The sequence below is a fragment of the Bacillus sp. JJ1609 genome, assembly GCF_036967045.1.
Lineage (GTDB): Bacteria > Bacillota > Bacilli > Bacillales > Cytobacillaceae > Mesobacillus.
In genome coordinates this window covers 1-14,050 of the sequence record NZ_JBALSS010000024.1, presented here as the reverse complement: position 1 = coordinate 14,050, position 14,050 = coordinate 1, and the positions used below count along the sequence as shown (strand labels likewise).

The following is a 14,050-nucleotide window of genomic DNA, read 5'->3' as shown; positions in this document are numbered from 1 at the left end:
GGGGAGATCTCAAGATGAATACAGTAATAATTGCGACGAAAAACATTGGAAAAGCAAAGGAGTTTGAGAAGCTTTTTCTGCCATTGGGAATGACAGTAAAAACGCTTCTTGATTATCCAGAGCTCGAAGACGTTGATGAGACAGGTACTACTTTTGAGGAAAATGCTGTGTTAAAAGCGGAGACAATCTCAAAGGTGCTCGGCGTCATGGTCATTGGGGATGATTCTGGCCTGGAAGTGGATGCGCTTGAAGGACGTCCAGGAGTCTATTCTGCCAGATATGCAGGAATAGAAAAAAATGATGAAGCGAACATCGACAAAGTTCTCGCTGAACTTCAGGATGTGCCAGAAAACGAGCGGACTGCCAGATTTTGCTGTGCCTTGGCAATGGCTGAACCTGGGAAAGAAACGCTAACTGTATTTGGTACTTGTGAAGGACATATCCTTCGTGAACGAAGAGGCTCTAATGGCTTTGGCTATGACCCTGTGTTTTTTGTTGAATCAGAAGGGGAGGCAATGGCTGAGCTGTCTTCCGAAGAGAAAAACAAGATTAGCCACAGGGCAAATGCGATCAAACAGCTTGAAAAAACGCTAAAGCATCGGAAGCAAAGCAATGTGTAAAATCCTGATTGTAAGCGACAGCCATGGTTCTACGGAATTGCTTGAGGGAATCGAGAAACTTCATGGGCAGGATGCTGTTTTAATGATCCACTGTGGTGATTCCGAATTGGCTGAAGATGATGCAGCGATAAAAAGTTTCAGATCCGTTAGGGGAAATTGTGATTTTCTTGGAAACTTTCCTGATGATGATACTCACGTGATAAAGGGAGTGAAAATCTTTGTTACACATGGGCATCTTTACTCAGTCAAAACTACACTGGGAAATTTGTTTTATAAGGCAAAAGAACTCCAGGCAGATATTGTTTGTTTTGGCCATTCGCATATATTAGGCGCGGAAATGGTCGACGATGTCTTGTTTATCAATCCCGGCAGCATCAGGCTTCCGAGGGCGAGGAAGGAAAGGACCTATGTCATACTTGAACTCAAAGAGGGAAAAGCAATGCTCCAAATCCATGACTATGGAAATGGAGAAATGACTGAGCTAAGACAGGAATTTACCCTTCCCAAAAAAGCATAAAAGAACTATAATATTTTTTTGAGGGGAGATTGAACAACTCCCCTCAAAAAAAGTTTAATTTATTTATTGACATTTAGTTGTTTGGCTAATATAATAAATCTTGTCTTTAAAAAACATATTTGTCCCAGTAGCTCAGCTGGATAGAGCACACGCCTTCTAAGCGTGCGGTCGGGAGTTCGAATCTCTCCTGGGACGCCACTTAAACTACATACCTTAACTCACCTTGCTACAAGGTGAGTTTTTTTTTGTTTTTTCATGTAGAGCCATTTATGTTCATATCCCATTCGTAGTGACTTCGCAGTTAACTCTTTCAAGATAAATCCACTATGTTTTAAAAAAAATTTTCCTTTTTATAAATGTGAATATATCAACAATGTAAGCGGATACAAATAAACTAATTAATCAAAATTATCAAATAATTTAGAAAAACACTGTTGACGAGGGTTCATTTTGGGCGTAAGATAATCCTCAAATAAAAAAAACAAGTTGGCTGCAGCCAGAATGAAAGACAGTTTTATTTCAATTTACGATTGTATGAAATTGTATTTTTTTAAATTTAAATTTTAACTATTTAAAGCGTCTAATCATTAAAGGAGTGTTAATTGTGCCCGATCAATGGATTTACTTAAATGGTGAGTTTGTCACCAAGGAAAATGCTAAAGTTTCTGTATATGATCATGGTTTTCTATACGGAGACGGTGTTTTTGAAGGGATTCGGGTATACAGCGGCAATATATTCAGGATAGAAGAACATATGGACCGTCTATATCGGTCCGCAAAATCAATAATGCTGAATATGCCCCACTCTAAAGAAGAGTTCACTGATTTGGTTGTAGAAACAGTAGAACGGAATCGATTAAGAGATGCCTATATCAGAATCGTAGTCTCAAGAGGGGTCGGTGATCTAGGTTTAGACCCGTATAAGTGTCCTCAGGCTAATGTAGTTATTATCGTAGAACCACTTGCTATCTTCCCGAAGGAATTGTATGAGCGAGGGCTCGATATTGTGACAGTTGCAACAAGAAGAAACAGGCCAGACGTTCTTAGCCCAAAAGTCAAATCACTAAATTATTTAAATAATGTCCTAGTTAGGATTGAAGCCCATCTCGCAAATGTCAGTGAAGCACTCATGCTGAATGACCAAGGATATGTTGCTGAAGGCTCAGCAGATAATGTTTTTATTATCAGAGGGAATACATTCCTCACCCCGCCAGGTTATGTAGGGGCATTAGAAGGAATTACAAGAAATGCAGTCATTGAAATCGCTAGCAATCTTGGGTATGAGGTTAAGGAGGAACCGTTCACCCGGCACGATGTTTACACTGCGGATGAGGTATTCCTGACTGGGACCGCCGCAGAAGTCATTGCTGTTGTAAAAGTAGATGGCAGAGTCATTGGGGAGGGAACACCAGGGAAGCACACGAAGAATATTTTGCGAGAGTTCCGAGCAAAGGTTGTTGCGGAAGGCGTTCAGGTTTATCAGGAAAAAGAAACACATCAAGTCAGTTAGCTTCATAAGGAGAAAGCGAAGACGGGGACAAGTAATTTTTTGCGATAAGCATGGACAGAGAGCCGGGAATGCTGAGAACCGGCGGTGCCGCATTAAATGAACTCACCCTGGAGCGCCGGTTTGAAAGGGATTCCCAGTAAAACCGGCCGAGTGTCGATCACACTCGTTATCAAAAACGGCAGCAGATGCTGTCACGAGCGCACGCATTCATGCGTGAAGAAGGGTGGTACCGTGGAACAGGAGACAAAGCCTATTCCATCCCTTTGCCTGGTCTTGCCAGGCATATGGAGATGGAATAGGCTTTTTTATTTTGAAGAAAGCTCTTATCTTGAATTGTTACCTTAGAGTAATTTTAGCCAGTGAATAGTACCGGGAAAAATAACATCATGGATTAGAGCGATTTTGAAATCTAAAACAAACTAGTAGGGGGGATTCGTAAAAATGGTGCAGGAAGCTGCCTTGAAGGAAAAGAAACCGTTGGCAACTGGTCTCAGCGGCGCTGATTTACTTTTGAAAGCTTTGGAGAAGGAAAACGTTGAAGTCATTTTTGGCTATCCAGGAGGAGCTGTCCTCCCGATTTATGACAAACTCTATGATTCTAAAATACTTCATGTCCTCCCAAGGCATGAGCAGGGAGGAATACACGCCGCTGAGGGATACGCACGAATCAGCGGGAAGCCTGGAGTGGTGATTGCGACTTCGGGCCCAGGTGCAACAAATATTATTACTGGCTTGGCAGATGCAATGATGGATTCTTTGCCTCTCGTAGTGATCACAGGCCAGGTGGCAACAGGTGTAATTGGGTCGGATGCCTTCCAGGAGGCTGACATACTCGGGATCACCACTCCTATTACAAAATACAATTATCAAATCCGGGACACAAAGGACATTCCGCGAATCGTCAAAGAAGCATTTTATATTGCGACCAGCGGCAGGCCAGGTCCGGTAGTCATTGATTTTCCGAAGGACCTTGCAGCAGCACTGACGGAGGAGCTTCAGGAGCAGGAAATCTCTCTCCCAGGATACCAGCCAACAATTGAACCTAATTTACTTCAGGTGAGGAAGCTGGCAGAAGCAGTAAGTAAAGCAAAACGTCCCGTAATTCTTGCAGGAGCGGGTATCCTGCATGCCAAAGCGTCCGCCTTATTAAAACAATATGCGGAACAGCAGAAGCTGCATGTAGTCCATACGCTTTTAGGATTAGGCGGTTTTCCGGCGGGCCATGAATTGTACCTTGGAATGGCAGGCATGCACGGCTGCTATGCTGCAAATATGGCCCTCTATCAATGTGACTTATTGATTAATATCGGGGCGAGGTTTGATGACAGGCTGACGGGTAATCTGAAGCATTTCGCTCCAAATGCGCGGGTGGCGCATATTGATATTGATCCTGCTGAAATCGGCAAGAATGTCCACACCCATATTCCTGTCGTCGGGGATGCCCGTGAAGCGTTAAGCCAGCTGGTCAGACAAGACACTAAACCGCCTGAACAGGATGAATGGGTGGAAACGATCTCTTCCTGGAAAAAAGATTTCCCCTACTACTACGAGAACACCGGCTTGCTTAAGCCGCAAAAGGTCATGGAACTGCTTTATGAAAAAACGGGCGGGGAAGCGATTGTTGTTACCGATGTAGGACAGCATCAAATGTGGGCAGCACAATATTATCAATTCGAAAATGCTGATCGCTGGGTTACGTCAGGTGGACTTGGGACTATGGGCTTTGGCCTTCCGGCTAGCATTGGTGCCCAGCTTGCAGATCCAACAGCCTGTGTGATAGCAGTACTCGGCGACGGGGGATTCCAGATGTCTACACAGGAACTTGCTGTTATTGCCGAGTTTCAGCTGCCAATTAAACTAGCCATTTTTAATAATAAAGCATTGGGGATGGTAAGGCAGTGGCAGGAAATCTTTTATGGCTCGAGATTTTCTCACAGCAAAAATCCAGTTCAGCCATCGTTTGTAAAACTGGCAGAAGCCTATGGCATTAAAGGCTATAAAATCAATTCGGAAGCCGAGGCCCATGCAGTGCTAGATGAAGTATTAAATAACAGTGAACCGGTTCTTCTGGATTTCAGGGTTGATGCTGATGAAAATGTGTATCCGATGATTGCCCCAGGGAAGGGAATCCACGAAATGGTGGGTGTTAAGAAATGAAAAGAATAATCACAATAACTGTCTTGAACAGACCGGGAGTCCTGAACCGGATTACCAATTTGTTTACGAAAAGAAATTATAATATCGAAAGCATTTCAGTCGGCCCGACGGAGCATGAAGGTGTTTCGAGAATGACATGTGTTGTCCATGTTGAGGACGATCGAATGGCAGAACAAATTACAAAACAGCTGAATAAGCAGATCGATGTCCTTAAGGTTGCCGATATCAGCGACCAGGCCGTTGTGGCAAGGGAGCTTGTACTCATGAAAGTTCCGGTACTGCCGCATAACCGTTCAGAAATCTATTCAATCATTGAGCCATTTCGAGCTTCAGTAATCGATGTCAGCAAGGATAGCATTATCATCCAATTAACAGGCGAATCAGAAAAAATCGAAGCCTTTATCGAATTAATCAAACCTTATGGAATTAAAGAAATGGCACGGACCGGAACAACAGCGTTTCCAAGAGGCTACCAGCCTGGAAACCAGCAAAAAGCTCTTTCGTTTGTATAGGATCTATTGGTAATTGCTTTTGAATCATCCGTGAATTCTTTATATGCACTTCTTAATAGCGCGTTAAACCAGTTTCGTACTGGAATTAAGTATTTAAACCAAATTCAGATGCAGAATCAAGTAACGTAGTGAAATTCCAAAATAATATGCGGATAAGAAGGGGAGACGGAAAATGGCGAAAATGTATTATAACGGTGATGCAAACGAGACTTATTTTAAAGAAAAGAAAGTGGCGGTTGTGGGATATGGATCCCAGGGGCATGCTCATGCGCAAAATTTAAGGGACAGCGGTGTTGAGGTTGTAGTTGGGCTTAGAAGAGGAAAGTCATGGGAAAAGGCCGAGCAGGATGGCTTTGAGGTCAAAGCTGTTTCTGAGGCGGTGGCTCAATCAAATGTGGTAATGATTCTCTTGCCAGATGAACTTCAGACATCGGTTTACAAAGAAGAAATCGAACCTCAGCTGACAAATCAGGCACTCATGTTTGCACACGGATTCAATATTCATTTTAACCAGATCGTACCTCCGGAAAATTGTGATGTATTGCTTGTTGCCCCTAAGGGTCCTGGGCATCTTGTCAGAAGGACTTACGAGGAAGGTGCAGGTGTGCCGGCGCTGTTTGCTGTCCATCAAGATATCACAGGGGAGGCAAGGGAATTGGCGCTTGCCTATGCAAAAGCGATTGGTGCTTTAAGAGCGGGTGCTCTGGAGACAACTTTTAAGGAAGAAACAGAAACTGATTTATTCGGAGAACAGGCTGTCCTTTGCGGCGGACTTACATCGCTGGTAAAAGCGGGATTTGAAACTCTAGTTGAAGCAGGCTACCAGCCAGAACTGGCTTATTTTGAAACGATGCATGAACTGAAGCTGATTGTAGACTTGATGTACGAAGGCGGACTTGAAGGTATGCGCTATTCTATCTCAGATACTGCACAATGGGGAGATTTCGTCAGCGGACCGAGAATTGTTAATGATCAGGTAAAACAAGAAATGAAAAGCGTTCTGAAGGATATCCAGGATGGCAAATTCGCTGAAGGATGGATTGCCGAAAATAAAGCAAGCCGACCTGTTTTCAATGCAATCAATGAAAAGGAAAACCGTCATCAAATTGAAGAGGTTGGAAGAGAACTAAGAAAGATGATGCCTTTTGTCAATAAACAAAAGCAGAGAGAAGTGGCTGCTAGTGCGAAGAATTAAAATTTTTGATACAACATTGAGGGATGGAGAGCAATCGGCCGGAGTGAATCTTAATTTTACCGAAAAGCTTGAAATAGCGAAACAGCTGGAAAGGCTGAATGTTGATATTATTGAAGCTGGATTCCCAGCAGCGTCTAAAGGAGATTTTGCATCTGTAGCGGAAATTTCCCGGGCGATCAAGGGATGTTCTGTAACGGGGCTGGCAAGATCGGTTTTATCTGATATTGATGCAGCCTGGGAGGCTTTAAGATATGGTGCGGAGCCAAGACTTCACTTGTTTATTGCCACTTCTCCCATTCATAGGGTGCATAAGCTGAAACAGACAAAAGCGGAAGTGATTGAAACAGCTGTAAGAACTGTAAAATATGCTGCAGCTAAATTTCCAGTTGTCCAGTGGTCAGCAGAGGACGCATGCCGGACAGAACTTGAATATTTGGCTGAAATCGTGGAAGAAGTGATCAAGGCAGGGGCGAAGGTCATAAATATACCTGATACTGTGGGGTATATTTCGCCAATGGAATACGGAAATATCTTTAAGTATTTGCAAGAGAATGTTCCTTCTATTAGTAAAGTTGAACTTTCGGCACACTGTCATGATGACCTTGGGATGGCAATTGCCAACTCACTGGCTGCTGTATCAGCGGGGGCTACCCAGGTAGAAGGGACAATCAATGGGATTGGTGAGAGAGCTGGTAATGCAGCTTTAGAAGAATTCGGTGTTGCCCTTCATATCCGAAAAGATTTTTATCAGGCTGAGACGAAAATGAACCTAAACGAAATCAGCAGAACTAGCAGTCTCGTCAGCAAGTTGACAGGGATGATTGTCCCAGCTAATAAAGCGGTAGTAGGAAGAAATGCGTTTGCACATGAATCAGGAATCCATCAGGATGGAGTTTTAAAAGAAAAAACAACCTATGAAATCATTTCACCCGAGCTGGTTGGCCTGCAGAATAATTCGATGGTTCTCGGGAAGCATTCTGGGCGGCACGCATTCCGGAACCGTCTGAACGAAATTGGCCTGTCAGTACCTGATCAGGATATTAACCATCTATTCGCGGTATTCAAGGAGCTGGCAGACCGTAAAAAGGAAATGACCGATGAGGATTTGGCAGCAATCATTTTGGAAGAGAAGCTATCAAAAGAACAACAGTATTATCGCTTGAATTCAATCCAGGTGCAGTATGGGACCAACCAGGTTCCTACGGCTACCGTTTCTCTTTCAGGCTGTCAAAACGAATTGATCCAGGAGGCATCGACAGGTTCTGGCAGTATCGAAGCTTTATATAACACGCTTGAAAAATGCATGAAGGAAACTGCCAATTTGCTTGATTATCGAATTCAATCAGTTGGCGCTGGCAGGGATGCCCTGGCACAAGTCTATGTAAAACTTAAATTTGGCGGAACGGAGACAAGCGGAAGAGGCCTTGCCCAAGACGTTCTGGAGGCTTCAGCAAAAGCATATCTAAACGCAGTCAACAGGGTTCTATATATTGAAGAAAACAAAAAGATCGCAGTGAATGGTTAAGTGATTAAAATACCATATAAAAAATGGAGGCGAAAGTTATGGAAAAAAGGATCGCAGTCCTGCCAGGTGATGGAGTAGGCAAAGAAGTAAGCAGGGGGGCGGTCAGTATCCTCCGGGCAGTAGGTGAGCTTTACGGACATAAATTTCAATTCTTATTTGGCGATATTGGCGGAGGGGCAATCGATGAATTCGGCACACCGCTTCCGCAGCAGACAATCGATCTTTGCCAAGCAAGTGATGCAGTACTGTTAGGAGCAGTAGGGGGGCCTAAATGGGATATGCTCCCAGGACATCTTCGTCCAGAAAAGGGGCTGCTGAAAATCAGGAAAGACCTTGGTCTGTACGCCAATGTTCGCCCTGTTCATTACTATTCTAGTATTTCCGGGGTATCACCGCTTCGCAAGGAAGTGATTGAAGGAGCTGATATGGTCGTTGTCAGGGAATTGACAGGCGGGCTATACTTTGGCAAACCGAGTGAGAGAACGATGCAAAAAGGCGAGGCATCGGTAGTAGATACGTTATTTTACCAGAAAAAAGAGATTGAGAGAGTAATTCGGTACGCATTTAAGTTAGCTTCAAGTCGAAGAGGCAAAGTGACATCCGTGGACAAAGCGAATGTTTTGGAATCAAGCCGAATGTGGCGGGAGACGGCAGAAGAGGTAGCGAGAGATTTTCCTCAGGTTCAGCTGGAGCATATGCTAGTTGACAATGCAGCCATGCAGCTCATCAAGAATCCTCGACAGTTCGATGTAATGGTGACGGAAAATATGTTTGGCGACATCTTAAGCGATGAAGCTTCGGTTTTAACTGGATCACTTGGCATGCTGCCATCGGCAAGTGTCTCGGTTGATGGTCCATACCTATATGAGCCTATCCACGGTTCAGCTCCGGATATTGCTGGACAGAATTCGGCTAATCCGATTGCGATGATTCTCTCTGCAGCAATGATGCTCAGAATGTCATTTGGAATGTCCGATGAAGCTGAAGCGGTTGAAAATGCGGTCATGCAGGTGCTCGATTCAGGAAGCAGGACTCGTGATATTGCTGATTTTGGAAATGCCGCGATCACTACGGAAGAAATGGTAGATGAAATTAAGGCAGCACTTCTGGATAATGAAGCAATTTTAAATATCATGAGCGCTTACGCTTAGTTATATCAGAATTTTTCAAAAAAAGGGGAGGCTGCGTGTGGGTAAAACAATCATCGATAAAATTTGGGAAAGCCATATTGTTCATTGGGAAGAAGGTAAACCAGACCTCATCTATATAGATTTGCATCTTGTCCATGAGGTAACCTCACCACAGGCTTTCTCTGGACTTAAAATGAAAAATCGGCCAGTACGGAGGCCTGACCTTACCTTTGCAACGATGGACCATAACGTTCCAACGGTAAACCGCAGCCAGATTAATGATCCGGTGGCTAAAACTCAAATGGATACACTTAGGAGAAATTGCTTGGAGCAAGGGATACAGCTAGCTGATCTGGATAGTCCTGAACAAGGCATCGTTCATGTAATAGGGCCTGAGCTTGGATTGACGAAACCAGGGATGACCATAGTGTGCGGGGATAGCCATACATCTACGCACGGAGCCTTTGGGTCGTTGGCATTTGGCATAGGCACCAGTGAAGTTGAGCATGTCCTAGCGACGCAAACCTTGTGGCAGTCTAAGCCCAAGACGTTGAAGGTGGAAGTTTCCGGTACCCTAGGGCCTGGAGTAAGCGCAAAGGACGTCATATTGTTTGTTATCAGCAAATATGGTGTCAATTTTGGAACAGGATATGTAATAGAATTTTGCGGAGATGTCATCAAGGCAATGTCGATGGAAGAAAGGATGACTATCTGCAATATGTCCATAGAAGGAGGGGCAAAGGCCTCTCTTGTAGCCCCGGATGCAACAACATTTGCTTACTTAAACGGTAGGAAGTATGTCCCTGAAGGTGATGCTTTCCTAGATTCGATTCTGGACTGGAAGCAGCTTGCCTCAGATGAGGATGCAGAGTACGATGCGGTCATAGCAGTTGATGGAAACGAAATAGCCCCAATGGTCAGCTGGGGTACGAACCCATCGATGACAGTCCCTGTCACAGGAAGAGTTCCGTTTTTGGATGAATGTGATTCTGAGGCGGAAAGAAAGTCCGTCCAGAGAGCATTTGATTATATGGGTCTTGAGGAAGGACAGCAAATCGCAGATGTAGAAGTCACAAAGGTTTTTATTGGATCGTGTACAAATTCCCGGCTTGAGGATCTCAGGGCTGCTGCTGAAATAATCAAAGGGAAGAGTGTGGCTCCTGGAGTCCAGGCCATTGTCGTTCCAGGCTCGCAAAATGTCAAAAAATTAGCGGAAGAAGAAGGAATTGACAAACATTTTATTGATGCAGGATTTGAGTGGCGAGAATCCGGCTGCAGTATGTGCTTGAGCATGAATGCCGATATAGTAGGGCCGCAAGAACACTGTGCCTCCACATCGAACCGGAATTTTGAGGGGAGACAGGGAGCTGGGGCGCGAACCCACCTTGTCAGCCCTGCAATGGCAGCCGCAGCTGCACTACATGGACGCTTTGTCGATGTAAGATCAATGGTTGGAGCCATGATTTAAAGTGCCTGCATCAAAGAGCATGCAGAAAGGAGCCTGATATGTCGAGTTTTAAAGAATGGACCGGAAAAGCTGTAGGAATGGACCGGACAAATGTTGATACCGATCAGATCATCCCCAAACAATTCCTAAAAAGAATTGAGAAAACTGGTTTCGGAGAGTTCTTGTTTTATGACTGGCGTTTTAATCCGAATGGAGAGCTGAATGAGAATTTTGAACTTAACCAGCCAGAGAATGAAGGTGCATCCATTTTAATCGCAAATGAGAATTTCGGCTGCGGGTCCTCAAGGGAACATGCTCCATGGGCATTGCAGGATTATGGATTCAAAGTTTTGATTGCACCGTCCTTTGCAGATATTTTTCGCCAAAACTGTCTAAAGAATGGAATCCTCCCAATTGTTTTAAAAGAAAATGAAGTTTCCTATCTACTAAAGCAAGCCGGGAATCAGCCGTATGAATTGACGGTTTCATTAGAAACAAAGTCGGTTTCTGACAAAAATGGATTTGAAACTACTTTTGACATTCATCCATACTGGTACAATATGCTCCTGAATGGCTGGGATGAAATAGAATTGACTTTACAGCTGGAAGATAGCATTGAAGCATATGAAGAAAATCAATCACAGAAAAGGGAACTAATTGGATAAAAACAGACGGATTCACAGGCATTGCTTGTGAATCTTTTTGTTTTTTCTTTATTTCATGCTAAACTTACTTCAACAAAAAACTCGTTTTGAAACTCTTTAAATCTTTCAGTCATTCTTTTTGGCTGTTTTTGTAGACTTTGTTGGTTTTAATAAGCTGATTTCCACTCTAATCAACATAGTTAAAAACATAATGAAGCTTTAAAATAGTCTAACCGTAAAACAACTAGGAAATTTACCAATAAAATCGAGAGTAAGGCGGTATGTTTATGAATAAACGGGATTCGAAAAAGGACAATGTGATCCTGTTTCCCGGTCTGGAAAAGCGCCTGTTAGAGAAGGGGCTTGACTACCTCAAGCAGAAAAAATACAGGGATGCCATCCAATTTCTTGAGGAGGCTCTGGTGCATGACCCGGAGAACAGCGATATTTATGTGGGCCTGGTCCTGGCTAACTTTGAGGCCGGATATGTAAAGCAAGCGAAACAGATTGCGGCTCAGATGCTTCGAAGCGGATTGGGTGATTACATTCAAGTAATCGATTTATACTTGATGATTCTTGTACAGCTGAATGAATATGAAGAAATTGTTTCTACTATAGAAGCACTTCTTGATGAAAAGGAAATTCCTGCAGATAAGCAGGAACATTTTACAAGAATGCTTGAATTCGGCAGGAGGATGCTCGAAGGCGGACCAGAAATGGAAGTAGCGACTGAAGTGGAACCAGAAGGAGTGTCCCTGGGGTTATTCGATCTGCAGGATCCAAAAGATCAGGTAATGATTGCAGCAAGGCTGACAAAAGAAAATATCCGTCCTTACATAAAAGAAATAAAAGAGTACTTAGCCTCAGAACATGGCCACCCTTTTCAAAAAACAATGCTCCTTAATATATTGAAAGAACAGGAATATGCAGAAGAGACAGATGTCCGTAAATTCGGCTGGGAGAAATCGTTCATTCCCACAAGGCTTCCAGAACTGAAGGATTACATCGCGGTGAATGATGTCATCCAAATTCTCGGGGACGAATTAGAGAATGCTGATCCAGTTCTATTTGAGAATATTTTAAGTTTAATTGAGAGGCATTTCTTTCTGATCTATCCGTTTGATTTGCCAAACGGAGGGGCAGAGGCATGGGCGGCTGCCTATCATTTTATGGCGAATGAATATTATGGATTTGATGAACCACTTGAGTCTTTTGTTGAATTGTATACTAGTTCTGAGACAGAAACCGGGCAGGTTCTTGCTTTTATCCGGATGCTAGAAGAAATTTCTTACCCGATAATATAGTCCAAGCTGTTGAAACGAAATAAACCTGTGTTATAATGTAGTGGTTGTATTATGTAAAAATCATTCTATTTTACATCTAATCTGGAATATTGCTTGGTTAACAAGAGTATTCATCGTCGAATGAAACATGACAATAGATTATTGTTGGAGGGAACTGTATGTCTGCAAAATTAGAGAAATTAGAAAAGAACCAAGCGGTTCTAACAATTGAAGTAGATGCAGAAAAAGTAAACCAAGGTTTAGACGCTGCATTCAAAAAGGTCGTTACAAAAGTTAACGTACCAGGCTTCCGTAAAGGAAAAATGCCACGCCAAATGTTCGAAAAACGTTTTGGTGTAGAATCTTTATACCAGGATGCAATTGATATCCTTCTTCCTGAAGCATATGCAAATGCTATCGTTGAAACTGGAATCGAGCCAGTTGACCGTCCTGAAATCGATGTAGAACAAATCGAAAAAGGCAAGAGCATGATCTTCAAGGCTACTGTAACTGTTAAGCCTGAAGTGAAGCTTGGCGACTACAAAGGCCTTGAAGTTGAAGCATTCGATACAAACGTAACGGATGAAGAAGTAGAAAACGAATTAAAAACAATGCAAGAGAAGCAGGCAGAGCTTGTTGTTAAAGAAGAAGGCACTGCTGCAGAAGGCGACACTGTTGTTATCGATTTCGAAGGATTCGTTGATGGCGAAGCTTTCGAAGGCGGAAAAGCAGAAAACTATTCACTTGAACTTGGTTCAGGTTCATTCATCCCTGGTTTCGAAGAACAGCTAGTTGGAACTGCTACTGGCGAAGAAAAAGATGTAGAGGTATCTTTCCCTGAAGAGTACCATGCAGCTGAACTTGCTGGAAAGCCAGCTACTTTCAAAGTGAAGATTCACGAAATCAAAGGAAAAGAACTTCCAGCTCTAGATGATGAGTTTGCTAAAGACGCTGATGAAGAAGTTGAAACTTTAGATGCGCTTAAAGCTAAAATCAAAGATCGTCTAACTCACGACAAAGAGCACCAGAAAGAACATCACGTACGTGACACAATCGTAGAAAAAGCTGCAGCTAACGCTGAAATCGAAGTTCCAGATGCAATGGTTGACACTGAAGTTGACCGCATGATCAATGAATTCGAACAGCGCCTGCAAATGCAAGGTATGAACCTTGAGCTTTACTTCCAGTTCTCTGGTCAAGATGAAGCTGCTCTTCGCGGCCAAATGAAAGAAGAAGCTGCTACACGCGTTCGTGTAAACCTAACTCTTGAAGCTATTGCAAAAGCTGAAAACATCGAAGTTACTGATGAAGAAGTAAATGCTGAGCTAGAGAAGATGGCTGAAATGTACAACATGACTGTTGATAACATCAAAGCTGCACTAGGCGGAAGCCTTGAAGGTATCCAAGGTGATCTTCAATTGAAAAAAGCAGTTGATTTCCTTGTGGAAAACAGCAAAACTGTTGCATAATATGAGAAAAGCGTAAGCGCCTTGGTCAGCCCCGACAAGCG

The 14,050-nt window shown here is 43.3% G+C and carries 12 protein-coding genes, 1 tRNA gene and 1 other annotated feature; all 13 genes read left to right on the top strand.

The annotated features are described in order from the left end of the window. Positions 1-14: 14 nt before the first annotated feature. Positions 15-620, top strand: a complete 606-nt coding sequence (locus tag V7654_RS16450; protein ID WP_335431718.1) for an XTP/dITP diphosphatase — start codon at positions 15-17, stop codon at positions 618-620. Next, positions 613-1,137 carry a metallophosphoesterase gene (locus V7654_RS16445; RefSeq protein ID WP_335431717.1) on the top strand — a complete coding sequence of 175 codons (525 nt, stop codon included), beginning with the start codon at positions 613-615 and terminating at the stop codon, positions 1,135-1,137. Before V7654_RS16450 ends, V7654_RS16445 begins: the two co-directional genes overlap by 8 nt. A gap of 121 nt (positions 1,138-1,258) precedes the next feature. Continuing rightward, a tRNA-Arg gene (locus tag V7654_RS16440) sits at positions 1,259-1,335 on the top strand. A 406-nt stretch (positions 1,336-1,741) separates the two neighbouring features. Further along, the gene (gene ilvE, locus V7654_RS16435; protein WP_335431716.1) at positions 1,742-2,647 is read left to right on the top strand and encodes a branched-chain-amino-acid transaminase; all 906 of its coding nucleotides are present in this window, start codon (positions 1,742-1,744) and stop codon (positions 2,645-2,647) included. Positions 2,648-2,656: 9 nt separating this feature from the next. After that, positions 2,657-2,913: a binding site (T-box leader), on the top strand. A 175-nt stretch (positions 2,914-3,088) separates the two neighbouring features. Next, positions 3,089-4,804: an acetolactate synthase large subunit gene (gene ilvB / locus V7654_RS16430; protein ID WP_335431715.1), complete on the top strand. Its 1,716-nt coding sequence runs from the start codon at positions 3,089-3,091 to the stop codon at positions 4,802-4,804. After that, positions 4,801-5,316 carry an acetolactate synthase small subunit gene (ilvN, locus tag V7654_RS16425; protein ID WP_335431713.1) on the top strand — a complete coding sequence of 172 codons (516 nt, stop codon included), beginning with the start codon at positions 4,801-4,803 and terminating at the stop codon, positions 5,314-5,316. The genes ilvB and ilvN overlap by 4 nt, the downstream gene beginning before the upstream one ends. Before the next feature lie 172 nt (positions 5,317-5,488). Then, entirely contained in the window at positions 5,489-6,511 is a 1,023-nt protein-coding gene (gene ilvC / locus V7654_RS16420; protein WP_335431711.1) for a ketol-acid reductoisomerase, read from the top strand. Continuing rightward, on the top strand, positions 6,498-8,036 hold the full coding sequence (locus V7654_RS16415; RefSeq protein WP_335432015.1) for a 2-isopropylmalate synthase: 1,539 nt from the start codon (positions 6,498-6,500) through the stop codon (positions 8,034-8,036). Before ilvC ends, V7654_RS16415 begins: the two co-directional genes overlap by 14 nt. Before the next feature lie 38 nt (positions 8,037-8,074). Further along, positions 8,075-9,187, top strand: a complete 1,113-nt coding sequence (gene leuB / locus V7654_RS16410; RefSeq protein WP_335431710.1) for a 3-isopropylmalate dehydrogenase — start codon at positions 8,075-8,077, stop codon at positions 9,185-9,187. A 37-nt stretch (positions 9,188-9,224) separates the two neighbouring features. Beyond that, positions 9,225-10,634, top strand: a complete 1,410-nt coding sequence (gene leuC, locus V7654_RS16405) for a 3-isopropylmalate dehydratase large subunit (RefSeq protein ID WP_335431709.1) — start codon at positions 9,225-9,227, stop codon at positions 10,632-10,634. Between the two features lie 38 nt (positions 10,635-10,672). Further along, positions 10,673-11,278, top strand: a complete 606-nt coding sequence (gene leuD / locus V7654_RS16400) for a 3-isopropylmalate dehydratase small subunit (RefSeq protein WP_335431708.1) — start codon at positions 10,673-10,675, stop codon at positions 11,276-11,278. Positions 11,279-11,544: 266 nt separating this feature from the next. Further along, a complete protein-coding gene (locus V7654_RS16395) occupies positions 11,545-12,561 on the top strand; it encodes a tetratricopeptide repeat protein (RefSeq protein WP_335431707.1) in 1,017 nt (338 codons plus the stop codon). A 158-nt stretch (positions 12,562-12,719) separates the two neighbouring features. Beyond that, on the top strand, positions 12,720-14,009 hold the full coding sequence (tig, locus tag V7654_RS16390; RefSeq protein ID WP_335431705.1) for a trigger factor: 1,290 nt from the start codon (positions 12,720-12,722) through the stop codon (positions 14,007-14,009). Positions 14,010-14,050 lie beyond the last annotated feature (41 nt).